General features: G+C 55.3%; 22 protein-coding genes and 5 tRNA genes. 19 read left to right on the top strand and 8 right to left on the bottom strand.

The genetic code is table 11. The features are described from left to right. Window positions 1-15: 15 nt before the first annotated feature. The 9 genes from lolB to SR894_RS13885 all read left to right on the top strand — a co-directional run bounded on the left by lolB (window position 16) and on the right by SR894_RS13885 (window position 7,122). Window positions 16-678 carry a lipoprotein insertase outer membrane protein LolB gene (gene lolB / locus SR894_RS13845; RefSeq protein WP_133730089.1) on the top strand — a complete coding sequence of 221 codons (663 nt, stop codon included), beginning with the start codon at window positions 16-18 and terminating at the stop codon, window positions 676-678. Between the two features lie 14 nt (window positions 679-692). After that, window positions 693-1,547, top strand: a complete 855-nt coding sequence (gene ispE, locus SR894_RS13850; protein ID WP_133730088.1) for a 4-(cytidine 5'-diphospho)-2-C-methyl-D-erythritol kinase — start codon at window positions 693-695, stop codon at window positions 1,545-1,547. 52 nt (window positions 1,548-1,599) lie between these two features. Next, window positions 1,600-1,674 (top strand) — tRNA-Gln (locus SR894_RS13855). Between the two features lie 76 nt (window positions 1,675-1,750). Further along, window positions 1,751-2,692 (top strand): ribose-phosphate pyrophosphokinase, encoded by a 942-nt coding sequence (locus SR894_RS13860; protein WP_009287569.1) that lies wholly within the window; start codon window positions 1,751-1,753, stop codon window positions 2,690-2,692. A gap of 97 nt (window positions 2,693-2,789) precedes the next feature. After that, the gene (locus SR894_RS13865; RefSeq protein WP_133730087.1) at window positions 2,790-3,431 is read left to right on the top strand and encodes a 50S ribosomal protein L25/general stress protein Ctc; all 642 of its coding nucleotides are present in this window, start codon (window positions 2,790-2,792) and stop codon (window positions 3,429-3,431) included. A gap of 172 nt (window positions 3,432-3,603) precedes the next feature. Further along, entirely contained in the window at window positions 3,604-4,191 is a 588-nt protein-coding gene (pth, locus tag SR894_RS13870) for an aminoacyl-tRNA hydrolase (RefSeq protein WP_133730086.1), read from the top strand. A 104-nt stretch (window positions 4,192-4,295) separates the two neighbouring features. Beyond that, a complete protein-coding gene (gene ychF, locus SR894_RS13875) occupies window positions 4,296-5,387 on the top strand; it encodes a redox-regulated ATPase YchF (RefSeq protein ID WP_133730085.1) in 1,092 nt (363 codons plus the stop codon). 205 nt (window positions 5,388-5,592) lie between these two features. After that, a complete protein-coding gene (gene mltF, locus SR894_RS13880) occupies window positions 5,593-6,972 on the top strand; it encodes a membrane-bound lytic murein transglycosylase MltF (RefSeq protein WP_133730084.1) in 1,380 nt (459 codons plus the stop codon). 73 nt (window positions 6,973-7,045) lie between these two features. Further along, a tRNA-Met gene (locus SR894_RS13885) sits at window positions 7,046-7,122 on the top strand. Between the two features lie 62 nt (window positions 7,123-7,184). On the opposite strand, the gene SR894_RS13890 is transcribed toward SR894_RS13885, so the two are convergent. Further along, entirely contained in the window at window positions 7,185-8,504 is a 1,320-nt protein-coding gene (locus SR894_RS13890) for a M18 family aminopeptidase (RefSeq protein WP_133730083.1), read from the bottom strand. A 138-nt stretch (window positions 8,505-8,642) separates the two neighbouring features. Here SR894_RS13890 and SR894_RS13895 point away from each other — a divergent pair, with 138 nt between their 5' ends. Then, window positions 8,643-10,730 (top strand): carboxy terminal-processing peptidase, encoded by a 2,088-nt coding sequence (locus tag SR894_RS13895; RefSeq protein WP_223288594.1) that lies wholly within the window; start codon window positions 8,643-8,645, stop codon window positions 10,728-10,730. Window positions 10,731-10,834: 104 nt separating this feature from the next. Here the strand turns inward: SR894_RS13895 and SR894_RS13900 are convergent, their stop codons facing one another. The 4 genes from SR894_RS13900 to SR894_RS13915 form a co-directional block, all read right to left on the bottom strand. Next, window positions 10,835-11,200, bottom strand: coding sequence for a metalloregulator ArsR/SmtB family transcription factor (locus SR894_RS13900; RefSeq protein WP_133730081.1), 366 nt, complete (start codon window positions 11,198-11,200; stop codon window positions 10,835-10,837). Between the two features lie 145 nt (window positions 11,201-11,345). Next, window positions 11,346-11,421: transfer RNA gene (locus SR894_RS13905), tRNA-Asn, on the bottom strand. Between the two features lie 96 nt (window positions 11,422-11,517). Beyond that, window positions 11,518-11,593: transfer RNA gene (locus tag SR894_RS13910), tRNA-Asn, on the bottom strand. A gap of 88 nt (window positions 11,594-11,681) precedes the next feature. After that, window positions 11,682-11,757, bottom strand: a tRNA-Asn gene (locus tag SR894_RS13915). A 198-nt stretch (window positions 11,758-11,955) separates the two neighbouring features. On the opposite strand from SR894_RS13915, the gene miaB reads away from it, so the two are divergent. The 5 genes from miaB (at window position 11,956) to lnt (ending at window position 17,583) form a co-directional block, all read left to right on the top strand. Continuing rightward, window positions 11,956-13,299 (top strand): tRNA (N6-isopentenyl adenosine(37)-C2)-methylthiotransferase MiaB, encoded by a 1,344-nt coding sequence (gene miaB / locus SR894_RS13920; RefSeq protein WP_009288234.1) that lies wholly within the window; start codon window positions 11,956-11,958, stop codon window positions 13,297-13,299. A gap of 85 nt (window positions 13,300-13,384) precedes the next feature. Continuing rightward, window positions 13,385-14,464: a PhoH family protein gene (locus SR894_RS13925; RefSeq protein ID WP_133730080.1), complete on the top strand. Its 1,080-nt coding sequence runs from the start codon at window positions 13,385-13,387 to the stop codon at window positions 14,462-14,464. Beyond that, entirely contained in the window at window positions 14,461-14,961 is a 501-nt protein-coding gene (ybeY, locus tag SR894_RS13930) for an rRNA maturation RNase YbeY (RefSeq protein ID WP_133730079.1), read from the top strand. Before SR894_RS13925 ends, ybeY begins: the two co-directional genes overlap by 4 nt. A 183-nt stretch (window positions 14,962-15,144) precedes the next feature. After that, a complete protein-coding gene (locus tag SR894_RS13935) occupies window positions 15,145-16,044 on the top strand; it encodes an HlyC/CorC family transporter (protein ID WP_088699211.1) in 900 nt (299 codons plus the stop codon). A gap of 63 nt (window positions 16,045-16,107) precedes the next feature. Then, window positions 16,108-17,583, top strand: a complete 1,476-nt coding sequence (gene lnt, locus SR894_RS13940; RefSeq protein WP_133730078.1) for an apolipoprotein N-acyltransferase — start codon at window positions 16,108-16,110, stop codon at window positions 17,581-17,583. 129 nt (window positions 17,584-17,712) lie between these two features. On the opposite strand, the gene SR894_RS13945 is transcribed toward lnt, so the two are convergent. Further along, window positions 17,713-18,774, bottom strand: a complete 1,062-nt coding sequence (locus tag SR894_RS13945) for an NAD(P)-dependent alcohol dehydrogenase (RefSeq protein ID WP_133730077.1) — start codon at window positions 18,772-18,774, stop codon at window positions 17,713-17,715. Between the two features lie 220 nt (window positions 18,775-18,994). Between SR894_RS13945 and SR894_RS13950 the strand changes: the two genes are divergently transcribed. Next, entirely contained in the window at window positions 18,995-19,888 is an 894-nt protein-coding gene (locus SR894_RS13950; RefSeq protein WP_133730076.1) for an AraC family transcriptional regulator, read from the top strand. Between the two features lie 62 nt (window positions 19,889-19,950). On the opposite strand, the gene SR894_RS13955 is transcribed toward SR894_RS13950, so the two are convergent. Further along, window positions 19,951-20,376 carry a VOC family protein gene (locus tag SR894_RS13955; RefSeq protein WP_133730075.1) on the bottom strand — a complete coding sequence of 142 codons (426 nt, stop codon included), beginning with the start codon at window positions 20,374-20,376 and terminating at the stop codon, window positions 19,951-19,953. Window positions 20,377-20,510: 134 nt separating this feature from the next. Between SR894_RS13955 and SR894_RS13960 the strand changes: the two genes are divergently transcribed. Both SR894_RS13960 and SR894_RS13965 read left to right on the top strand, forming a co-directional pair. Continuing rightward, on the top strand, window positions 20,511-21,392 hold the full coding sequence (locus SR894_RS13960; RefSeq protein WP_133730074.1) for a LysR family transcriptional regulator: 882 nt from the start codon (window positions 20,511-20,513) through the stop codon (window positions 21,390-21,392). 49 nt (window positions 21,393-21,441) lie between these two features. Next, a complete protein-coding gene (locus SR894_RS13965; protein ID WP_022522550.1) occupies window positions 21,442-21,675 on the top strand; it encodes a DUF3820 family protein in 234 nt (77 codons plus the stop codon). Here SR894_RS13965 and SR894_RS13970 read toward each other — a convergent pair. Further along, window positions 21,672-22,031 (bottom strand): hypothetical protein, encoded by a 360-nt coding sequence (locus SR894_RS13970; RefSeq protein WP_133730073.1) that lies wholly within the window; start codon window positions 22,029-22,031, stop codon window positions 21,672-21,674. The two genes, SR894_RS13965 and SR894_RS13970, sit on opposite strands and share 4 nt — an antisense overlap. Before the next feature lie 111 nt (window positions 22,032-22,142). Between SR894_RS13970 and SR894_RS13975 the strand changes: the two genes are divergently transcribed. Further along, window positions 22,143-22,910 carry a DUF1499 domain-containing protein gene (locus SR894_RS13975; RefSeq protein ID WP_133730072.1) on the top strand — a complete coding sequence of 256 codons (768 nt, stop codon included), beginning with the start codon at window positions 22,143-22,145 and terminating at the stop codon, window positions 22,908-22,910. Window positions 22,911-22,991 lie beyond the last annotated feature (81 nt).

Here is a 22,991-nt window from a genome sequence, read left to right on the forward strand (position 1 = left end):
ACATGGAGCCTGTTTATGTTGACACTGACGTCCCCTTCGCCACGCTGGCCATTATCACGCCAGTCTCCGCGCCTCTGGCTTGCCGGTTTCGCGCTACTCTTGCTCGCCGGGTGCGCCTCTCAGGCGCCCATGGATGACAGCGGCCGCCAGGCAGGTCAGTGGGAACGCCAGCAGGCGGAGGTAGAGGCATTTGATACCTGGACGCTAATAGGCAAAGCGGGATTGCGCACTCCAGAAGAGAATGTCAGCGCCAACTTGGATTGGAATCAAACCCCCTACTATTTCCGCATGCTGATCAGTGGCCCCTTTGGCGGCGGGAGGAACGTGCTCGAGGGTCGCGAGGGGCGCTTCTCCCTCTCCAATAGCGACGGCCGTTTTGAGGCAGAAACCCCAGAAGCGCTTATGGAAGAGCAGTTGGGCTGGTCGCTCCCCGTCACCGCTATGCCCAACTGGGTGCGCGGCCTACCCGGCGATCCTGATAATGACAATACCGGCAGCTATCAGCTAGAAACCGACGAACTGGGCTTCCCGAGCCATATTGCCCAAGACGGCTGGGAAATCGACTACCGCGACTGGGAGAGAGTCGACGATTTATGGCTGCCACGACGCATGGTCATGCACTACGATGATGTGCGTATTACGCTGGTCGTCAACCAGTGGCAAGCCAGCGAAGAGTAAGGGTAACCGTTTCAATGAACGCGCCACTAACGCTTACCGCGCCGGCTAAGCTCAACCGCATGCTGCATATAGTGGGCCGTCGTAAAGACGGCTACCACGCACTGCAAACGCTATTTCAGTTTATCGACCTATGCGACCACCTTACGCTGGCCCCCCGTGATGACGGGAAAATTCAGTTAACCACTGAGGTTAGCGGCGTTAGCCACGATGACAATTTGGTCGTACGCGCCGCACGGTTATTGCAACAGCATAGCGGCACTGCACTAGGCGCTACGCTTACGATCGATAAGCAGTTGCCAATGGGAGGCGGTTTAGGGGGTGGCAGCTCCAACGCAGCCACAGCGTTAGTGGGGCTTAACCACCTCTGGGAGCTCAACCTACCGTTAGTCGAACTAGCTCGGCTGGGGCTTCAGCTAGGGGCCGACGTGCCTGTATTCGTACATGGCCACAGCGCCTGGGCCGAAGGGGTTGGCGAGCGGCTCACCCCAGTAACGCTCGATACCCCATGGTTCGTGATTATTCACCCCGGTATTAGCGTGTCTACCCAGGTCGTCTTCCAAGACCCGCAATTGACACGTGACAGCGACCCCATTACTATGGCGCGCGCACTGCAGGGGGGAGCGCCGGAGTGGCGCAACGACTGTGAAGCCGTGGTAAAGGAACGCTATCCGCCAATCGCGGAAGCCCTGAACTGGCTTGCACAGCATGCACCTAGTCGGTTGACCGGCACGGGGGCTTGTCTGTTTGCTGCTTTTGATACGCAGCAATCGGCACAAGCAATCGCGCATTTAGCGGAACAACATTGGTCGACATGGGTAGCACGCGGACTCAACACCTCTCCTCTACATGATGCTCTGGGCTATTGTTAGTATAAGCCCGCTCTGGGCAGTTGAAAGCGCCCGGCTAACGAAGGGCCATTGTTGGGGTATCGCCAAGTGGTAAGGCACCGGTTTTTGGTATCGGCATTCCCAGGTTCGAATCCTGGTACCCCAGCCAATTTAATTTTCAGCTATGGCCTAAGTATGATCTGCGTTTTCTCCCCTGATCCCCAACACTGCAAAGGTGGCTGCGCGTGTCAAAATTGATGGTTTTCGCCGGGAATGCCAATCCCGCACTCGCTCAAAAAATTGCCGAGAGCTTAGACAGCCGTATGGGTAACGCTACGGTGGGTCAATTCAGCGACGGCGAAATCGCAGTCGAGATCAATGAGAACGTGCGCGGTAAGGATGTTTTCATCCTGCAATCCACCTGTGCACCGACGAATGACAACTTGATGGAGTTGATTCTGATGGTCGACGCCCTGCGTCGCGCCTCGGCAACTCGCATCACGGCAGTACTTCCCTACTTTGGTTATGCTCGCCAGGATCGCCGCGTGCGCTCCGCACGGGTACCAATTTCCGCCAAAGTAGTCGCGGACATGATGGTTAAAGCAGGCGTTGACCGCGTGATGACCATGGATCTACACGCCGATCAGATCCAGGGCTTCTTTGATGTCCCTGTGGACAACGTCTACGGCTCCCCCATTCTGCTGGATGATATCGAGCGTCAGAATTACAGCGACCTTGTCGTTGTTTCCCCTGACGTGGGCGGCGTTGTTCGCGCCCGTGCCATCGCCAAACAGCTGAACGCCGATCTCGCCATTATCGATAAGCGTCGCCCCCAGGCTAACCAGGCCCAGGTGATGCATATCATCGGCGAGATAGAGGGCCGCACCTGTGTCGTAGTCGACGACATGATCGACACCGCAGGCACACTGTGTAAAGCCGGTGAAGCGTTAAAAGATCACGGCGCCAAGCGCGTGGTGGCCTATGCAACACACCCGATCCTGTCCGGCCCTGCGGTCGATAATATTACCAACTCCGTACTGGATGAAGTGGTGGTGACCGACACCATCCCGCTATCTGACGTTGCTCGTCGTAGCGGCAAAATTCGCCAGTTGAGCGTTGCTGGCCTGATCGCGGAAGCGATTCGCCGGGTCAGCAACGAAGAATCTGTCAGCGCGATGTTCCACTAATCCGCTGACGATACAGCCCCCCTTTTGGGGCCACGGAAACGTCGTCGTCTGGTCGCGGTCGGCGGCGTATTCCTTACTTAAACTAAGAGGCAATTCCATGTCTGATTTTATCCTGAAAGCCAGCGTTCGTAACGACCTGGGGAAAGGTGCGAGCCGCCGCCTGCGTCGTGCGAACCAGCAAGTGCCGGCCGTTGTATACGGTGGCGAAAAAGGCGCGCAGTCCATCGCTGTTGAAAAAACCGCTTTCTACAAAGCGATTGAAGATGAGTCTTTCTTCTCTTCCGTCATCAAACTGATGATCGAAGGCAAAGAAGAGCAAGTCGTTGTTCGTGACCTGCAGCGTCACCCTTTCAAGCCGCTGCTGACTCACGCCGACTTCCTGCGCGTTGATGCGACTCACGAAATCACCATCAACGTGCCACTGCACGTGACGGGCGAAGAGAAGTGTGTCGGTATCAAAGACCAAGGCGGCGAACTGCACGTACTGGCCAACGAAATTTCGATCAGTTGCTTGCCGAAAGACCTGCCTGACTTTATCGAAGTTGACATCGCTGCCGTTGAGCTTGGCACGACACTGCACCTGTCTGACCTTACCCTACCGGCCGGCGTCACCTCAGTTGATCTGTCCCACGGTGAAGAGCATGACAATGCAGTACTTAGCATCACTAAAGTAAAAGTGCGTGCTGAAGAAGACGAAGACGGTGAAAGCGAAGGCGAAGAAGACACCAGCGCCGAGTAAGTACCCCGTTAAGCACTCTATTGGGGCCATGCCTGCATGGCCCTCGTGATGCTGACACGATGTTAGAATCAAGCGCCTCGGCGCTTGATTTTTTTTAGGCCCGTCGCTGGCACGGCGTCAACCATGTCTTATGGATAATTTTGGTCTTCTGGATATTTTATGAGGTGGGAAGATGAGCCAGGTAACAGCCATTATTGGATTAGGCAACCCCGGGGCAGAGTATGATGCCACGCGCCATAACGCCGGTTTCTGGCTAGTGGAGGCTATTGCGCAAAGCGCTCATGCAGAGCTGCGCCCAGAAAAGAAATTTTTTGGCCACTACGCCAAGGTGCGCCTAGGCGACCATGAGCTGCACCTGCTCAACCCCGCCACTTTTATGAACCGTAGCGGCGCCGCGGTGGCAGCCTTGTGCCAGTTCTTCAAACTCGCCCCTGAAAACCTACTGGTCGCCCACGACGAACTCGACCTCCCCCCTGGACAGGCACGCTACAAAACCGGCGGCGGGCACGGGGGCCACAACGGCCTGCGCGATATTATCAGCGCATTAGGCGGCCAGAAGCAGTTTCACCGGGTACGGATTGGCATTGGGCACCCCGGAGAAGCCCGCCAAGTCACTAATTATGTATTGGGACGGCCCGGCAAGGCCGAACATGAAGCCATCGTTCGAGCCCTGGATGAGTGCATCGCCACGCTACCGCTAGCGCTTGCAGGCGACTGGGCCAAAGCCATGAATCAACTGCATAGCCTCAAGCCAGAATAGAGGTCGCCAAACGCTGGTAAGTTACGCCGGTAGCTGACGGCTAGCGCATCTCGTAGAATGGCGATTACTTTTACGCCCTACCACCTTATTCTCAGGAACATTTTATGGGTTTCAATTGCGGCATCGTCGGCCTGCCTAACGTCGGCAAGTCCACACTATTCAATGCTCTGACCAAGTCAGGCATCGATGCAGAAAACTTCCCCTTCTGCACCATTGAGCCGAACGTGGGTATCGTGCCGATGCCGGATCCGCGCCTTGACAAGCTCGCCGAAATCGTCAAGCCGCAAAAAGTACTGCCGACCACCATGGAGTTCGTCGACATTGCTGGATTGGTCGCCGGAGCATCCAAGGGTGAGGGCTTAGGTAACAAGTTCCTGGCTAACATTCGTGAAACCCAAGCAATCGCCCATGTGGTGCGCTGCTTCGACAACGACAATGTTATCCACGTAGCCAACCAGGTCGATCCCCGCTCCGATATTGAAACAATCAATTTAGAGCTGGCGCTGGCCGACCTGGACACGGTTGAAAAAGCCAGCCAGCGCTTGGTTCGCTCGGTGAAGGGCGGCGACAAAGACGCCATTGCCACCAAGGCAATTCTTGATCGCATCCAACCCCACGTTGCGGAAGGCTTGCCGCTACGTAGCTTTGGCTTAAGCGAAGAAGAGCAGCGCCAGGTGAAGAGCTTCGGCTTTTTGACCCTGAAGCCGACTATGTACATCGCTAACGTCAATGAAGACGGTTTCGAGAACAATCCTTACCTGGATATCGTGAACGAAATCGCCGCTGAAGAAGGCGCACTGGTGGTACCTGTTTGCAACCAGTTGGAAGCAGAAATCGCCGAGCTGGATGACGAAGAGCGCTCAATGTTCTTAAGCGAGATGGGCATGGACGAACCGGGCCTTGATCGTGTCATTCGCGCGGGCTACTCACTGCTGGGTCTGCAAACCTACTTCACTGCTGGCGTTAAAGAAGTGCGCGCCTGGACCGTAAAAGAAGGCGCAACAGCCCCCGAAGCCGCTGGCGTGATTCACACCGACTTTCAGAAAGGCTTTATCCGCGCAGAAGTGGTTGCCTATGAGGACTTCGTATCGCTAGGCGGTGAGCAGGCAGCCAAAGACGCCGGTAAGTGGCGCTTGGAAGGCAAAGAGTACATCGTCAAAGATGGCGATGTGGTGCACTTCCGCTTTAATGTCTAAATAAGCGTTACCCGTTGGCTGCCCTCTTCATCAGGGCAGCCACTCGTATTTGAAGCCCCAGGTCTTGGAAGTCAGAGATATTGGGAATCATAAGCCTTAGCATCCGCCCCCCTTACTAGCCAAGCCAGCCCTCAGCAACCAATTGGCGTGCCTAGCGTTGAAGCGCTACCTTCCTGGCAGCACAAAAGCCTGCTACGGTTAATCCATGCCTTTCTTTCGCCCCCGCCTGTTAATCGCCACCTTTCCACTGCTCATGCTACTGGGCTGCGAAGGAAGCGAGTCGTCGATCACACAACTTGAACCACCCGGGCCAGGCGGAATACTAAAGGTAGCCACTCGAAATAGCGCCACCACTTACTACCTTGATCGTGATGGGACACCCTCAGGGCCGGAGCACGACTTGGTCGAGTCGTTCGCCGCCGCCAACGACTGGCAAGTTGAGTGGACGCTGCTGGAATCTACCTCGGAGGTGCTGCAAGCCCTGAAAGACGGTGAGATTCAGCTTGCCGCCGCAGGCCTTACCCACCTCCCTTCCCGGGACGAGCAATTTACCCAAGGACCCACCCACACCGATATCGTCGAGCAACTGGTTTGCCACCGGGATATGCGCCCCCTACCACGCCAAGTAGAGGAAATGGCGGGAGTCGACATCCACGTCACGGCGGATTCCAGCTACGCGGAAAAGCTCCAGAGCTTGGTCAACCAATACACTGGTATCGCCTTTGAGGAGGATCCTCGCACTACCGAAATGCTGCTCACCGAAGTGGCCGATAAGCGCATTGACTGCACCTTAGCCGATTCCAATATTGTTAGGTTAGTGCGGCGCCACTTCCCACACTTGGAAGTGGCTATGAATCTCACCAGCGGTGATCGATTAGGCTGGTATTTCGCCCCAGACCACCAGGCACTCGCCAAGCTTGCCGATCAATGGATGGACAGCAGCGACGGGCAAGAATACACCGCTAGGGTCATGCAGCATTATTATGCTTACATCGGTGATTTCGATTTCGTCGACCTACGTGCGCTCAACAAACGCATAAACGAGCGTCTGCCTAACTTTATCGATCTTTTCCTAGATGCCGAGGATGAAACCGGGATGCCCGCCGACCTGCTCGCCGCCCTGGCTTACCAGGAATCGCATTGGGATCCCCAAGCCACTTCCCCAACGGGCGTGCGAGGCATCATGATGTTAACCCAAAATACCGCCGAATCCCTCGGTGTCGATAATCGCTTAAACCCGGCCGAAGCTATCGACGGCGGCGCCCGCTATCTCGCTGATCGCCATCAACGCCTACCCGACACCCTCCCCGAGCCGGATCGTACCTACCTAGCCCTGGCAAGTTACAACATTGGTCGCGGCCACGTGCTTGACGCTCAACAGCTGGCCCGCGACCTGGGCAAGAATCCGAACTCCTGGGAAGACATGAAAGACGTGCTGCCGCTCAAGGCAGATAAGCGTTATTACCCACAGACCCGCTATGGCTATGCACGGGGCTATGAACCCGTTCACTATGTTCAGCGAATCCGCAACTATCAAGACGTAATTAGTGCAGCGCTCGTGTCGTTACCGCTAGAGGATGACTGACAGCACACTCCTCCTTGCGCAACAAATACTTGACGGACAGCATATTGCTGAGTAATATTCGCCCCCGTTGAAAGGCTACGTAGCTCAGCTGGTTAGAGCACATCACTCATAATGATGGGGTCCCCTGTTCAAATCAGGGCGTAGCCACCAAATTAATGCCAAAAGCCCGCTGATTCTGTCAGCGGGCTTTTTGTTTATGTGCAGCTAAGGAATCAGTTTAGCTTTGCACGATTTAAGAATCCCACCAATGCGCGGGTTAGGTGCTCAACATCTTTAGTACCCGCGGTTTCCCGAATCGAATGCATCGCCCACTGAGGCACACCCACATCAATGGTGGGCACTCCCAACTCGGTGGCGGTAATCGGGCCAATCGTACTGCCGCAGCCCATATCCGCCCGGGTAACAAACGACTGCACGGGTACGTCCGACTCGCGACATACATCTCGAAACAGTGCGCCAGTGACACTATTGGTGGCGTAGCGCTGGCTCGCATTCACCTTGATCACCGGGCCACCGTTAATCGCCGGGCCGTGCCGTTCATCATGCTTATCGCGAAAATTAGGGTGTAGCGCATGGGCGTTATCGCAAGAGATCATCAACGACGATTGAATCAGTTGAATCAGCGACTCTTCGCTTCCCTTTTCACTCCCCCTGCCCCCGAGTTGGGCATTAATGCGCCTCAACACATCTGCCAAGAAAGGGCCTTGGGCACCACAGGCGCTCGCACTGCCGACTTCCTCATGGTCATTAGCCACCAACAAAGCGCCTTGGCTGCCATCGCAAGCCAAGAGCGCTTCTAAACCAATGAAGCAGGAGAGCAGGTTATCCAATCGGGCGCTGGCCACCAGCTCTTGCTTAACGCCGATCAGCGATGGCGGCTGAACATCGTAAAAGCCTAATTCAAAGTCAACTACTTCCACAGCACGCAGGCCGTGCTGCTCTTCTAGCCACTGCGCCACTAGTTCGCCTAGCGTCGTTGCCTCGCTTTGCATCAACACCGGCGCCATCTGCGTCTGCGGGTTAATCGGACGGCCACTGTTCACGTCACGATCAAGGTGAATCGCCAGGCTCGGCACAATGGCAATTGCCCGATCGACATTAAGCAATACGCTTTCCAAGCGACCATCCGCATGGCGCACATATACCCGCCCAGCCAGCCCCAGGTCACGGTCAAACCACGGTGCCAGCAAGACACCACCGTAAACCTGCACTCCCAACTGAAGCCAGCCTGCAGAGCTCTGTGTGGCGTTAGGCTTTAGATGCAGCCCCGGGCTATCAGTGTGAGCACCGATCATACGCAACGCTGTCAATTCAGACTCAGGCAACTGAAAAGCAATAATAGCCGAGTCATTACGGGTGACGTAGTAGCGCTTGCCCGGCGTTAGCTGCCAACTGGCCTTCTCTTCCAGCCGCTGAAAACCGGCTTGCTCCAATCGCGCAGCCATATTGCCTGCAGCGTGCCACGGGGTCGGTGATTGGCGCAGAAAATCGCATAACCGCGTTAAACGATCAGCGTTGAAAGTCTCGGACATGGAAATCCTCATAACAGTAATGATTGAGTCTCATCGCGCAGGCGACCTGCTACAATAGTCCCTCGACCTACGCAACTCATGGGTCATATGCGAGTCTAGGGAAGAATGAGTGTACACAAATCCGGGAGAGCTTGACTGATGAGCTTGTTTGCAACGCTTTCGCGTTCGGTCGCCCTGGCTGTCATGCTGGTTGTTACCAGCCCAGCCGCCTTGGCGCAACTTGAGCCGACCGACGAACAACGCCAGGCGGCAGTGGAAATTGCGGACTCGCTCCGCTACGGCCATTATGCTGATATTACATTTGATGAAGCGTGGTCGCAGGATGCTTTCCAACGCTATTTGGATATTCTGGACGGCCAGCGCGCCTACTTGCTGCGCAGTGATATCGAGCCCTATCGTCACTTAGAGACGGGCATGGCAGACGCTCTCTTCAATGGCGAGTTAGATGATGCATTTGATCTCTATAACACTTTTAGTGATCGGCAGCAGTCGCGCCTTGAGTCGCTACTGGCAAAGCTGGACGAAGGCCTTGATTTCGATTTTGAGAGCAACGAGCGCCTAGAAATTGATCGTGAAGAGTCGCCCTGGGCATCCAGGCAAAGCGAGCTAGACGAGCTATGGCGCAAGCGGCTTAAAAACGACGCTTTAACACTCGCTCTTACCGACCAGGACAGTGAACAGATTGAAGACAACCTGCGCCAGCGCTACGAAGGTCAACTGACCCGGCTGGAGCAAACCGAATCTGAAGACGTGTTTGGCGTATTAATGGCAGCCGTTACCAGCAGTATTGACCCACACACGGGCTACCTATCCCCTCGCCAGGGCGAATCCTTCGATATACAGATGAGCCTCTCCCTTGAGGGCATTGGCGCTCTACTTCAGTCGGACGGAGAATATGTCAAAGTCTCCAGTCTTGTGCCCGGCGGCCCAGCGGAGCGCGCTGGCGTACTTGAGCCAGCGGATCGCATCATCGCCGTAGGCCAGGAAGAGGGTGAGATGGTCAATGTGGTCGGCATGCGCCTGGACAACGTGGTGGATCTGATTCGCGGCCCCAAAGGTTCCGTCGTTCGTTTGGACGTGGTACCTGCCCAAGCGGTGGATATGACCCGCTCGCAAACCGTTGAGATTACCCGCGACACCGTTAGCCTTGAAGACCAAGCCGCCCACGGCGAAGTGATTGAAGTCGAGCGTGACGGAGAACCTCACCGTCTAGGGGTGATTAACATCCCGACGTTCTACGTCGATTTTGACGCTTGGCAAGCGGGTGAAGAGGAGTATCGCAGCACTACTCGCGATGTTGCCAAAGAAGTTGAACGCCTTAAAGAAGAGGGCGTGGAAGGTATCGTGCTGGATCTGCGCAACAACGGCGGCGGCGCGCTACAGGAAGCCAACTCGCTTATTGGCCTGTTTATCGATCGCGGCCCCACCGTACAAGTGCGCGATGCCCAGGGGCGTATTCAACTGTATGGCGACAGCGAAGCAGGTACACTTTATGACGGCCCGCTAGGGGTGCTGGTCAATCGCCTCTCCGCCTCTGCCTCGGAAATCTTTGCCGGTGCGATTCAAGACTACGGTCGCGGCTTAGTACTGGGCACGCCGACGTTTGGCAAGGGCACCGTGCAGACGCTCAACGAGCTGAGCCATGGTCAGATCAAACTGACTCGCGCCAAGTTCTACCGCATTTCCGGCGACAGCACCCAGAATCGCGGCGTTGAGCCGGACATCGACTTCCCCAGCCTAATTGACCCCGAGCGTATTGGTGAGAGCAGCCTGGATAATGCCCTAGCTTGGGACACCGTTCAGAACGTTCAGTATCGCCGCTATGGCGAACCTGAAACCATGCTGGACAAGCTGATAGCCCAGCACGACGCACGAGCCCAGGACAACGCCAACTTCCGCTATTTAGAGCGCCAGTCCACGCTTGCCCGCCAGTTACGCGAGCAGCACACAAGCGTGAGCTTAAATCGCGAGCAGCGTCAGCGTGAAATGGAAGCCCAGGAAGCCGAACAGCTTTCGCTGGAAAACCAACGCCGCCGTGCACTGGGCCTTGAAGAACTGGACGAGTGGATGGATGCCCGCACGGACGAACCAGATAACACCGAAGAGGCGGATAGCACAGAGGATGACGCAACGGCCGTTGACCGCGCTTATGTGCTCGAATCAGCTGAAATCCTGCTCGACTATGCTCACTTGCAAGACTCTCAGCGGCTAGCCGCCAAGCGCTAAATACGCTGAGTTAAAGTAAGCTGTAAAAAACGCCGCCCCTTCGCAAGGGGCGGCGTTTTGGTTTTAACATTCTGGCCTTAACCCTGATTTCAACATAGCGGATTTCAACACAGAACCGCCAGACGCGCTGGCCGGTCACCCATTTTGGTTAGGCGCCGAGTCAGCGCCGCTAACTGGACGGCACTGCCCTGACTACCCGCACGAATAATTTCATGAGCCCAGGCAGGTAACTGGGAGGCAAGCCGGTAATAAACCCACTGCCCCTCGCGCTGGTCACTTAGCAACCCACACTGACGCAGCTGAGCCAAGTGGCGGGATACTTTAGGCTGCGATTCCTGCAACGCATAGGTCATTTCGCACACGCAAAGCTCCTGCTCTTGAGCCACCAGGAGCACCAACATCAAACGTGTCTCATCGCTCAAACATTTAAACACCTGCAAGGCTTGCGGTGTATTCACTTTGCCTACCATAAACTGACCACCATAAACTGCCCAGACTGATTGACCATGAGTAGTTTACGCCACAACAGTCAGACACGACAAAGCACCCGGGCGCCATTAGGCGGAGGGTGATAAGAGAGTAATTAGAACCACAAGAATACCGGAAGGAATTAAATGGCTCCTCGAGCAGGACTCGAACCTGCGACCCAATGATTAACAGTCATTTGCTCTACCAACTGAGCTATCGAGGAACAGTGCACTACCTGTTATATGAAAATATCCCTGTATCGGCATACCTAAAACAGCTAGCTAATACGCAGTACCTGTGAAGTACTGATGTAACAACTTGGCTCCTCGAGCAGGACTCGAACCTGCGACCCAATGATTAACAGTCATTTGCTCTACCAACTGAGCTATCGAGGAACATATTAAGCTATCTTTCAAAAGCTATCTTTCAAACGCTCTCGTGTTAAAAGCGAAGCCAACTTGTTCACGAACATCAACAAGCGATTGGCTCCTCGAGCAGGACTCGAACCTGCGACCCAATGATTAACAGTCATTTGCTCTACCAACTGAGCTATCGAGGAACTGCTTAAACACGGTGCGTAGTATACTCATAGAATCGTGAGGGTCAAGTATCGATTATGGATGAACGCTAGCCGCTGGTTTCTTGTATCCGTATAATGCGCCAACTAACGATAGCGGTTTGGACACCCTCATTGCCGACCGCACGACAACACTCCATTCATCCTCGTCCCCCGACGACTCATAGATGACAGGTACCGATGGCGAAGAAGCTCTTCATCAAAACGCACGGCTGCCAAATGAACGAGTACGACTCCTCCCGTATGGCGGATCTACTCGGCGAATCTCACCAGCTCGAACTCACTGATAATGAGCGTGAAGCCGATGTCATTTTGTTAAACACCTGCTCGATTCGCGAAAAAGCGCAGGAAAAAGTTTTTCATCAGCTGGGACGCTGGAAAAAACTTAAAGACGCCAACCCCAACCTGGTGATTGGCGTGGGTGGCTGCGTGGCGAGCCAGGAAGGCGAAGCAATCCGCAAGCGTGCCCCCCATGTGGACATGGTGTTCGGGCCGCAAACCCTGCACCGCGTGCCCTCAATGCTGGATGCCCGTGGCAATAACCAGATTGCGGCGGTGGATGTCACCTTTCCTGAGATCGAAAAGTTCGACCACCTGCCCAAGCCTTCTTCCGATGGCGCAACGGCGTTTGTGTCAATTATGGAAGGTTGCTCAAAGTACTGCACCTTCTGCGTGGTTCCCTACACCCGCGGCGAAGAGGTCTCGCGCCCCTTTGAGGCGGTGATGGATGAAGTCATCCACCTTTCCGACCAGGGCGTGCGAGAGATCAACCTGTTGGGCCAGAACGTCAATGCCTACCGCGGTGAAAACCAGCTAGGTGATGAAATCGACTTGGCCGAACTGATTGCCTGCGTTGCGGCAGTAGAGGGCATTGACCGCATTCGCTTTACCACCTCACACCCGGTGGAGTTTACTGACAGCCTAGTCGACGCCTTTGCCGATATCCCCGAACTGGTGAGCCACCTTCACCTACCGGTACAGTCGGGCTCAGACCGTATTCTTACTGCCATGAAGCGCGGGCATACGGCGGCCGAATACATTGAAAAGATGGAGCGCATCCGCGCCAATCGCCCGGACATCAGCTTCTCTTCTGACTTCATCATCGGCTTCCCCGGCGAAACAGAAGAAGATTTTGAAGCGACGATGAATTTAATTCATCAAATCGGCTTCGATCATTCGTTCAGCTTCGTTTACTCCGCACGCCCCGGCACACCTGCTTCTGGCCTGCCGGATGAAACACCGGAGAGTGTCAAAAAGCAGCGTCTGGCAATTCTGCAGGAGCGGATCATTCAGCAAACCGCGCAAATTAGCCGCCGCATGGTTGGCAGCACACAGCGTGTACTGGTTAACGGCTTTTCACCCCGCGACCCAGGCCAGCTCTCTGGGCGTACCGAGAATAACCGCGTGGTTAACTTCCGCGCTGCCAACCCCACCGAGCTGATCGGCTACTTTGTCGATGTAGAGATCACTGAGGCATTTCCCAATTCGCTACGCGGTGAGCTTGCCTCACCTGAGCGCTATTGATCGTTCACTTATCACAGATCATTGCCCCGCTTCGGGCGGGGCAGTAAGCTGAACGATACACACACTAACGAGGGGTTCCCCACTCTTGAGCCAGCCAACACCTCAGGCCAATCGCATCATCACCTTAAGCCTTGAACCCAATGATCCGCAGCGCCTTGCTAGCCTTTGCGGCCAGCAGGACGAGCATTTGAAGCTGATTGAAAGCCGCCTAGATGTGACGCTGCGCAATCGGGGCAATGTGTTCCAACTGGCGGGCCCAGCCAACCGCATCAAAGCAGCGGCAAACGTGTTGGAACACCTCTATCGCGAAACAGCGGCGAGCGAACTTGACGCCGACACCGTGCACCTGTTCCTGCAAGAGTCCGGGCTTGAAGCGCTGGAAGAGGAAGAGGACGGCACCGGCAGCAGCGATGAAGTGATCATGCGCACCCCGCGTACCATGATCAAACCGCGCGGGCTCAACCAGCAGCGCTACGTTTCAAGCATCCGCGAACACGATATCAACTTCGGCATTGGCCCTGCGGGTACGGGTAAAACCTACCTCGCCGTTGCCGCCGCGGTTGAGGCACTCAACCAACAGGAAGTACGCCGCATCCTGCTCGTGCGCCCGGCGGTTGAAGCGGGTGAAAAACTTGGCTTCTTGCCCGGCGACCTGGCCCAGAAAATCGATCCCTACCTGCGCCCTCTTTACGACGCCCTGTATGAAATGATCGGTTTTGAACAGGTGGCAAAACTGATTGAGCGGCAGGTGATTGAGATTGCTCCGCTGGCCTATATGCGTGGCCGTACGCTCAATAACTCCTACATCATTCTGGATGAGAGTCAGAACACCACCCCGGAGCAGATGAAAATGTTCCTGACCCGGATTGGTTTTGGCTCCACTGCCGTGATTACCGGCGACGTGACCCAGGTCGATCTACCTAAAGGACAGCGTTCAGGGCTGATTCAGGTGCTCGACGTGCTGAAAGACACTCAAGGCATCGGCGTCACCCACTTCGCCGCCAAGGATGTGGTACGCCACCCGCTGGTACAGCGCATTATCGAAGCTTACGATATGTTCGAATCCCAGCAGGAAGTGGAGGAGCGTGCCCGCCGCGAGGTGCGCCAGCAAGAGCGCGACGCACGAATGCAGGCACGTGAAGGCGCATGGGATAGTTCGCGATGAGCGAGTCCATTGATGTCGTCGTCGACCGCCAGGCAGCGATTGACGAACCACGGCTACCCAGCCTGACACAGCTCACCCATTGGGTGGGCTGTGTGTTCGCCCACCACCCTGACGATCAGCGCCTTGAAGTGACTATTCGCTTTGTGGATGAGCTCGAAAGCCAAACGCTCAACCGTGATTACCGCGGCAAAGACAAAACCACTAACGTGCTGTCATTCCCTTTTGAGAGCCCGCCGGGTGTGGATTTACCGTTACTCGGCGACCTGGTGATTTGCCATGCTGTGGTAGCCAAAGAAGCCAGCGAGCAAGGCAAGCCAATTGAGCACCACTACGCTCATATGGTCGTGCATGGCATCCTGCATTTGATGGGCTACGATCATATTGATGATCACGAAGCCGAGGAAATGGAGCAGTTTGAGCGTGAACTGTTGGCCGAGCTGAATATCCCTGACCCGTACGCTGACAACACTCCCATGCCCAATAGGGAAGACGCATAGCCCCTTACCTCTTTATTATTTAACGGTGGGTGCGTTAAATCACGTAACAACTAATCTGGTACTATCCCCTGCTTCAGTGATAAAACAGCTACCTAACGACATGGTTTCCATAAAGACATGGTTTCCATAACGATGTCGTTAACGAGATAGCAACTGTCTGCCCGCAAACGAGAGAATTGACGCATGAGCGAAGACCGATCGAGCAACCCCAATCAAAAATCCTGGCTCGAGAAACTCTTTGGCGCCCTTTCCGGAGACAATGACGAACCCAGCTCACGAGATGAGCTGATGACGTTTTTACGCCATACCGCAGGGAAATTAAAGCTGGATCAAGACGCCATTATGATCATCGAAGGCGCCCTTGAGATCAGCGATCAGCAGGTTCGTGAAGTGCTGATACCCCGCTCACAGGTCTCAGCTATTGCCCTGGATCAAACCAGCGACGGCTATCTACCGCTGATCCAGGAAACCGGCCACTCTCGCTACCCGGTGATTGGCGAAAACCTGGATGACGTAAAAGGCATTCTGCTGGTAAAAGATTTACTCCCCCTGCTCTCCCAGACCCAGGCTCAGCGCGATGCGTTCAAGTTAGATGACATTTTGCGCCCGGCGATGTTTATCCCTGAATCCAAACGCCTTAACAGCCTGCTTAAAGAGTTTCGGGATACCCACAATCATATGGCGGTGGTGGTCGATGAATACGGCGGTACCGCGGGCATCATCACCATCGAAGATATTCTTGAGCAGATCGTCGGCGACATCGAAGATGAGCACGATACCGATGAAGAAGACGATATCCGCGAAATAGAGAATGGCCGCTACGCCATTCGCGCACTGACCCCCATCGAAGACTTCAACGAACGCTTCGACACCGAGTTCTCTGACGATGAGTTCGATACCGTTGGCGGCCTGGTGATGCAGCAGTTTGGCCATCTACCGCGGCGCGGTGAACACACCATTCTAGGCGGCTGGCGGTTTGTGATTCTCAATGCGGACACGCGACGCATTCGTCTACTCGAAGCCTACCGCGACACCCGCCGCGATGACGAAGAGGATGATGACCAGGAGAACAAGCCCGACTAGGCGCTTGTTGTCACGCTGCTCGCTAACCACTCCCTCGTATTTTACCGTAGATAGGTTATCGCTATGGGTTTTCCCCCCGCGTTTTTGTTACAGCTGCTTGCCGCCCTGGTGGCGGGCGGTTTCACCACCCTAACGGCTTCCCCTTTTGAGCTTTGGTGGCTGGGCCCGGTGGCGATTGGCTTACTTTATGTGGGCCTGCATGCATTAACTCCCACCCAAGCGGCCCTAAAAGGCTGGTTATACGGTGTTGCACTGTTCGCCAGCGGCACCTCCTGGGTGTATGTCTCTATCCACGACTACGGTTACACCGGCGTGCCGCTCGCCGTTTTCCTTACTGCGCTGTTCGTGACAATTCTGGCACTGTTTTTTGCCGGCACTTTCTGGCTCTACCGGCGCTTCACCTCCGCGCGACTCGCGTTTATCAGCTTTGCGGGCGCCTGGGTACTGGGCGAAGTACTGCGCACCTACCTGTTTACCGGCTTTCCCTGGCTGCTGCTGGGCTCTGGTTTTGTCGATTCGCCGCTGGCCGCCTGGGCGCCCGTTGGCGGCGTCTACCTGCTCTCGCTGCTAGTAGCGCTTAGCGGTGCGCTTGGCGCTGAGCTACTGCTGCGCCGTCAGTGGTGGACGCTTGTCCCACTGGCGGCCATTTGGCTAATTCCCTTGGCACTCCCCCAGCAATGGACTACGCCAGCCGATGAACCTACACGCGTGGCACTGCTACAGGGCAATCTGCCGCAGCTGTTGAAGTGGACGCCCGAAGGGCAGCGCACGGCGGCGAATACCTACAGCGAGCTCACCCGCGAAGTCGCCGATGAGGTTGACCTGATCATCTGGCCAGAAACCGCGCTGCCAATGATGGAGACCCAGGCCCGGCCGGTGCTGGAACGCGTGCAAGCGAACCTGCCCCCCGACGTCGCCCTACTCACCGGCATCGTTCAGCGCGACGAACAAGAGCGTTACTTCAATAGCGTGATTGGCGTTGGCGACGTAGAGGGCAGCTACCAAAAAGAGCACCTGGTGCCTTTTGGTGAGTACCTGCCACTGGAGAGTTTACTCCGCGGGGCGATTGATTTTTTTGACCTGCCCATGTCGACCTTTACCAAAGGCGAGCATGAGCAAAAACCGATGCAGGCCGCCGGGATTCATATTGGTAACGCTATTTGCTACGAGATCATCTACCCACAGCTAGTCGCCCGCCGAGCCCAAGACAGCGGTGTCATCATGACGGTGTCTAACGACACCTGGTTTGGCGCCTCGATCGGACCCCACCAGCACCTGCAGATGGCACGCCTACGCGCGCTAGAGAATGGTCGCTATGTGGTTCGTGCTACCAGCAACGGCATTACCGCTATTATTGATCCTAATGGGCGCATTGTTGAACGCGCCCCGCAGTTCGAGACAACCACGCTCACCGGTGAGTTTTACGCCATGGAGGGGCTAACGCCTTTCACCCGCTTGGGTAGTTGGCCGACTTGGTTGCTGGCAGGTTTGATGCTCTTGCCCGGCATGGTGGCAGCAAGAGCCACACGCCAAGCGTAAAGTTGAAATGCCATAGATGGCAGCTAGCTAGAGCAACGGCCCGAGTCCTCTGCTGGACTCGGGCCGTTTTTTTTACTCAAGCAAGCCGCCTACCTAAGTGGTTAGATAGGCAGCTAGTCAATCCGTTATTTAGGCTGCGCTGTTTTTTAGCGTGGCCATATCAATCACGAAACGATAGCGAACATCGCCTTTTTCCATGCGCTCAAAGCCTCCGTTAATGTTGTTGATATCGAGCATTTCGATATCACAGGTAATGCCCTGATCAGCGCACAGCTTGAGCAGCTCTTCGGTCTCCGCAATGCCACCAATTAGCGAACCGGCCACCACACGACGCTTAAAGACCAGGTTAAAGGCCTCAATGGCTGGCTCAATAGGCTCCAGCAAGCCAACGATGATGTGAGTACCGTCATACTTCAGCGACGTTAGGTAGGGGTTTAGATCGTGCTGTACGGGCACGGTGTCGAGCATGAAGTCGAAGGTTTCAGCCACCGCGTCCATTTGTGTCTGGTCGCTGGAAACCACCACGTGGTCAGCGCCGTTACGCTTCGCTTCTTCAACCTTGGCGTCGGAACGGGTGAACACCGTGACTTCAGCGCCCAGCGCTTTAGCCAGTTTAACGCCCATGTGGCCTAAGCCACCCATACCGATCACACCGACTTTATGACCTTTGCCCACGCCGTGATGCTTGAGCGGTGAATAGGTCGTTATACCGGCGCAGAGAATCGGCGCCGCCGAAGCCAGATCAATATCATCAGGCATCTGTAGCACAAAGTGCTCGCTCACCACGATGGAGTCGGAGTAGCCACCCTGGGTCATGGTGCCATCTTGGCGATCTTCGCTGCCGTAGGTCATTGTGAAGCCTTCCAGACAGTACTGCTCTACACCATCTTTACAGGCAGCACAGGTACGGCATGAATCGACCATACAACCGACACCCACCAGGTCACCGGCTTTAAAACGCGATACTTTATCGCCCACAGAAGTCACACGGCCGACAATCTCATGGCCGGGTACGACGGGGTACTGGCTCATGCCCCAGTCATTGCGAGCAAAGTGCAGATCGCTGTGGCAGACACCACAGTAGAGAATTTCGATGGCGACGTCATCGGGGCGCGGCTGGCGACGATCAAAAGTAAACGGTGCTAAGGGCTTATCGGCAGCGAATGCGGCGTAGGATAATGCTTGGCTCATCGGTGAAACTCCTTATCAGCAAAAGACTGCCCTATAAATCAGCAGACGATTCCCCTCGTGCGAGGCATGCCGATAGTATTCGCCTAATCAGTGATGATAGCGATGAACGAAGCTACGTCATTTTTGCCAAATACTCCGATGACACGTAATAAAATAACAAAAAATGACCATAAATCATTATAATTATGTAAATTCCATTAGAAACCCAAGAGAAGCCCTCATGACCTCCACCGCTCAGGCTGGCAATGCGCTAGCTGCCGTTATCGCACCACTGGTTAAAAGCGACGGAATCAATAGCACATCACTGCCTGGCGTGTCGTTACTCTGTTTAAGCCGCCACCAGATTCGCACACCGCTGATCTATGAGCCGAGCCTGACCATCATCGCCCAGGGGCGTAAAATGGGTTATCTGGGTGATCGCGAAATCTATTACGACCCCGGCCACTACTTAGTGCAAACGTTGCCACTGCCCTTTGAGTGCGAAACCTACGGCTCGCCGGAAGCCCCTTTGCTGGGTATATCGGTGCGCCTGGATCCGGCACTATTAAGCGAGATGGTGACAGCCATGGGCGATACCGGTCATAACGCTTTGGCTCCGTTGCCCATGGCCTCAGTGGCCATGACAGAGGGCATGCAGGACGCCGTATGGCGCTTAGCGCGCACGCTAAACGTAGCGGTAGAGTGCAGCGCCATGGGCAACGCCCGCATTCGTGACGTGGTGTTTGAAGCGCTAAAGGGAGAACAGGGGCCCGCTTTACGGGCGCTAGTACTGGGGCATGGTAACTATTCACGCATTGTGCAGGTGCTGTCTAAGCTCCACACCCATTTTGCCGACGACTTTAGCGTGGAACAGTTGGCAGCACAGGCCAATATGAGCCCTTCGACGTTTCACCAGCACTTTAAGCAAATTACCCGCTCATCACCGGCTCAGTACTTAAAGCGGCTGCGCCTAATCAAAGCGCAACAGTTGCTGCTGCAGGATAATCACAACGTTAATCAGGCCGCTGCGGCGGTGGGTTACCGCAGCGTGCCTCAGTTTAGCCGCGACTATAAGCGCTACTTTGGTGAGCCCCCGTTGCAGCATCGCCGCCAAGAGCAGGCGCTACGCGCTTAAAACGAGATTTAATGCAGGGCTTATTTGGCAAAGTCTATTTTGCAAAATTTATTTGGCAAAGGCTATTTCGCAAAGATCTGGCTCATATCTTTAAACGCCTTGAACTCCAGGGCGTTTCCGCAGGGGTCGAGCAGAAACATGGTGGCCTGCTCACCTACTTCGCCTTTAAAGCGAACGTAGGGCTCGATCACGAACTGCGTATCGCGCGCTTTCAAGCGCTCGGCCAGGGCTTCCCACTCGTCCCACGCTAATATTACGCCAAAGTGCGGCACCGGGACGTTGTGGCCATCTACCGGATTAGTGTGCGCGCTCTCTTGCCCCGGCGTTTTGGGCTGCTCATGAATGACCAGTTGGTGGCCAAAGAAATTAAAGTCGACCCACTGCTCGCTGGAACGCCCCTCTTCCAGGCCAAACACATCGTTATAAAACGCCCGCGCCAGCGCCACATCGTAAACGGGAATCGCCAGATGGAAGGGTGAAAGGCTCATGGTCATTCTCCACATTATTGGGTTTTATGAGGATTAGCGGGCACTTTATGTAGCACCGCTGTATTCATCCTAGAGCCGCTCATGGGAAAATAAAATCAATAACTATTTAGCTGATTCACAAAAAGGATTGATCAATGATCCGCGAGCTAAAAACGTTGATTGCGGTCGCACAGGAAGGCACCTTTGCCGCAGCGGGCAACAAAATCGGCCTGACTCAAGCGGCGGTCAGCGCACAAATGAAACGTCTTGAGCAAGAGCTGGGTATCGCCCTGTTTGAACGTAAAGGGCGTGCCGCCATTTTGACCCAGCGCGGGCAGGAAACGTTAAAGCAAGCTCATACCCTGCTAACCCTCTACAGCACGCTGGGGGCTGCTACAGCGGGCCCAGCCACTCAAAGGGTCAATATTGGGGCCATAGCGTCCATACAGCGCACGCTACTGCCCGATGCGCTGGCGCATTTTCATCACGCCTATAGCGAGTGCCGCACCCGAGTGGTGCCGGGTCTCTCCATGGAGCTGGTGAATCAAGTCGACGCTGGCGAGCTGGATATGGCGGTGATTATTCGCCCGCCCTTTTCACTGCACAGCGATTTACGCTGGACGCCCCTTGCCCATGAGCCATTTCGTTTGATCGTGCCGCGCCATATTGAGGGCGATCAGTGGCGGGAGCTGATCGTCCGCCAGCCGTTTGTGCGTTACGACCGTGCTTCCTTTGGTGGACGGCAGGTCGAACGCTTTCTACGCGCAAACCACTGCAATGTGCGTGAAGTATGCGAAGTCGATGAACTGGAGGCCATCGTTAAACTGGTCGCCAAAGGGGTAGGCGTTGCGCTAGTGCCCCAGGCGATTGCGCAGCAACGCTGGCCAGCGGAAGTGCGTGCGATTGATTTAGGCGAGCGCACCTTTCACCGCGACATCGGGCTGATTCACCCCACTAGCGGCCATTTGAGCGAACCCGCACGGGCGATGGCCCAATTGATTGGCGAAATCGCCCAGCAGACTGATAATAGTGCCTGAGGTGTTTCATTGAATAACTTTGCTTGCAGCCTTAGAAAGGAGTAAATGCATGAAGCCAGAGGATCTGGAAAAGCTAGTGACGCGTACCATGCCCTTTGGCAAGTATGAGGGCCGTCTTATTGCTGACCTTCCCGGCCCCTATTTAAACTGGTTCGCTCGGGAGGGGTTTCCCTCAGGGGAAATTGGCCAACTGCTGCATTTGATGCACGAAATTGATCATAATGGGCTTGGCCCGCTGCTTGACCCACTGCGAAAAACGCCTAGCCAGCGTGGCGAAACTTAAGGCTGAGCGTTTTTATCTGCGTTCTCACGCTCGTCAAGGGCACCCTGAAACTCAGCGCGGTAAGCGGCCTCGTGCTGTGCGGTATCCGCAGGAAAGCGGCCTAAGGCGACTGCTAGTTCAAAAAAGCCAGCCGCAGGTAAACCGTCACCTCGCCGGCTGACCACCAGCGCCGCGATGAAAGGCTTCTGCTGTGCGGCGTCTTCGCGCATTAACTGCTCTAACGCCTGGGTGACTTGAGCAATAGTCCGCGGCGGTGTGAGCGCTAGCGCGCTAGCCACCTGCTGATATGTCATTGGCAGAACGGCACGCGGTGTGCTGAGCAGTAGCTGGCGAAGAGCGGCTACGTTATCGGTCATATATATCCTATCGTCAGAGTTTAAGACATTCACACTGCCAATTGACCCAGTGTTTGTGCTAAGAAGTAGTTGTGCTAAGAATAGCGAACTTTGCTGTGATAAGGAGAGAACATGGTAACGCGACTAACAACGGCGCGTCCTCGTGGCGGCCGTTGGCCAGGCGTACTGGCTGGCTTAGCCATTCTACTGATAGCGGCGGCGACACTTATGATGGCGGGCGCAGGGCCTGCTTATCGTGGCGAACTTATCAGCCTAGGCGAGGCGTTTAATTTACTTCGTAACGGCGTCTATGCCGCCGGCGCAGCAGTCGCGGTCAGTATTGTCACGCTGCTGTTTAGCATGCTGGCTCGTCGATCTAGGCCTGCATTAATAGCCACGCTGGTTATCGTCGCCGCTGCTGCGCTGCTTTATATGCCCTGGCAGCATTGGCAACGTGCTCAACAAGTGCCCGCGATTCACGATATCACTACCGATACTCAGAACCCACCGGCCTTTGAAGCGTTAGCTGACGCACGAGAAGCGGCGCCTAACGCGGTTGACTACCCGGGCGGTGCCACCGCACAGCAGCAGCAAGCAGCCTACCCTGACATCAAGCCGCTGGTCTTGGACGAAGCCCCACAAACGGTACTCGCTGCCGCACAAGCAGAGGCCGAAGAGGCTGGCTGGCGTATCGCCCGAATTACCGACAATCACATAGAAGCCACCGCGACCACGCGCTGGTTTGGCTTTGAGGATGATGTGGTGATTCGCTTAACTGAGATTGAGAACGGGGTGCAGGTGGATATGCGCTCGGCGTCACGTCTGGGTGCCAGCGACGTGGGCACCAATGCGGCGCGTATCAAGCAGTTTTTAACTGCTTTAGAAGCGCGACTTGAGTGACCGTGTTGGTAACCTCTTTGTAACTATTCAGTAGGTTTCAGGCTGTACTCGCCAACCTGCTGTTTCATCAGGCATAGATAG

It is taken from the genome of Vreelandella neptunia, assembly GCF_034479615.1.
Taxonomy (GTDB): domain Bacteria; phylum Pseudomonadota; class Gammaproteobacteria; order Pseudomonadales; family Halomonadaceae; genus Vreelandella; species Vreelandella neptunia.

Excerpts from the sequence above, each read along its gene's own strand:
- lolB (WP_133730089.1), top strand. The coding sequence starts at position 16 with ATGTTGACACTGACGTCCCCTTCGCCACGCTGGCCATTATCACGCCAG.
- ispE (WP_133730088.1), top strand. The coding sequence starts at position 693 with ATGAACGCGCCACTAACGCTTACCGCGCCGGCTAAGCTCAACCGCATG.
- SR894_RS13865 (WP_133730087.1), top strand. The coding sequence starts at position 2,790 with ATGTCTGATTTTATCCTGAAAGCCAGCGTTCGTAACGACCTGGGGAAA.
- pth (WP_133730086.1), top strand. The coding sequence starts at position 3,604 with ATGAGCCAGGTAACAGCCATTATTGGATTAGGCAACCCCGGGGCAGAG.
- ychF (WP_133730085.1), top strand. The coding sequence starts at position 4,296 with ATGGGTTTCAATTGCGGCATCGTCGGCCTGCCTAACGTCGGCAAGTCC.
- mltF (WP_133730084.1), top strand. The coding sequence starts at position 5,593 with ATGCCTTTCTTTCGCCCCCGCCTGTTAATCGCCACCTTTCCACTGCTC.
- SR894_RS13890 (WP_133730083.1), bottom strand. The coding sequence starts at position 8,504 with ATGTCCGAGACTTTCAACGCTGATCGTTTAACGCGGTTATGCGATTTT.
- SR894_RS13895 (WP_223288594.1), top strand. The coding sequence starts at position 8,643 with ATGAGCTTGTTTGCAACGCTTTCGCGTTCGGTCGCCCTGGCTGTCATG.
- SR894_RS13900 (WP_133730081.1), bottom strand. The coding sequence starts at position 11,200 with ATGGTAGGCAAAGTGAATACACCGCAAGCCTTGCAGGTGTTTAAATGT.
- miaB (WP_009288234.1), top strand. The coding sequence starts at position 11,956 with ATGGCGAAGAAGCTCTTCATCAAAACGCACGGCTGCCAAATGAACGAG.
- ybeY (WP_133730079.1), top strand. The coding sequence starts at position 14,461 with ATGAGCGAGTCCATTGATGTCGTCGTCGACCGCCAGGCAGCGATTGAC.
- SR894_RS13935 (WP_088699211.1), top strand. The coding sequence starts at position 15,145 with ATGAGCGAAGACCGATCGAGCAACCCCAATCAAAAATCCTGGCTCGAG.
- lnt (WP_133730078.1), top strand. The coding sequence starts at position 16,108 with ATGGGTTTTCCCCCCGCGTTTTTGTTACAGCTGCTTGCCGCCCTGGTG.
- SR894_RS13945 (WP_133730077.1), bottom strand. The coding sequence starts at position 18,774 with ATGAGCCAAGCATTATCCTACGCCGCATTCGCTGCCGATAAGCCCTTA.
- SR894_RS13950 (WP_133730076.1), top strand. The coding sequence starts at position 18,995 with ATGACCTCCACCGCTCAGGCTGGCAATGCGCTAGCTGCCGTTATCGCA.
- SR894_RS13955 (WP_133730075.1), bottom strand. The coding sequence starts at position 20,376 with ATGAGCCTTTCACCCTTCCATCTGGCGATTCCCGTTTACGATGTGGCG.
- SR894_RS13960 (WP_133730074.1), top strand. The coding sequence starts at position 20,511 with ATGATCCGCGAGCTAAAAACGTTGATTGCGGTCGCACAGGAAGGCACC.
- SR894_RS13965 (WP_022522550.1), top strand. The coding sequence starts at position 21,442 with ATGAAGCCAGAGGATCTGGAAAAGCTAGTGACGCGTACCATGCCCTTT.
- SR894_RS13970 (WP_133730073.1), bottom strand. The coding sequence starts at position 22,031 with ATGACCGATAACGTAGCCGCTCTTCGCCAGCTACTGCTCAGCACACCG.
- SR894_RS13975 (WP_133730072.1), top strand. The coding sequence starts at position 22,143 with ATGGTAACGCGACTAACAACGGCGCGTCCTCGTGGCGGCCGTTGGCCA.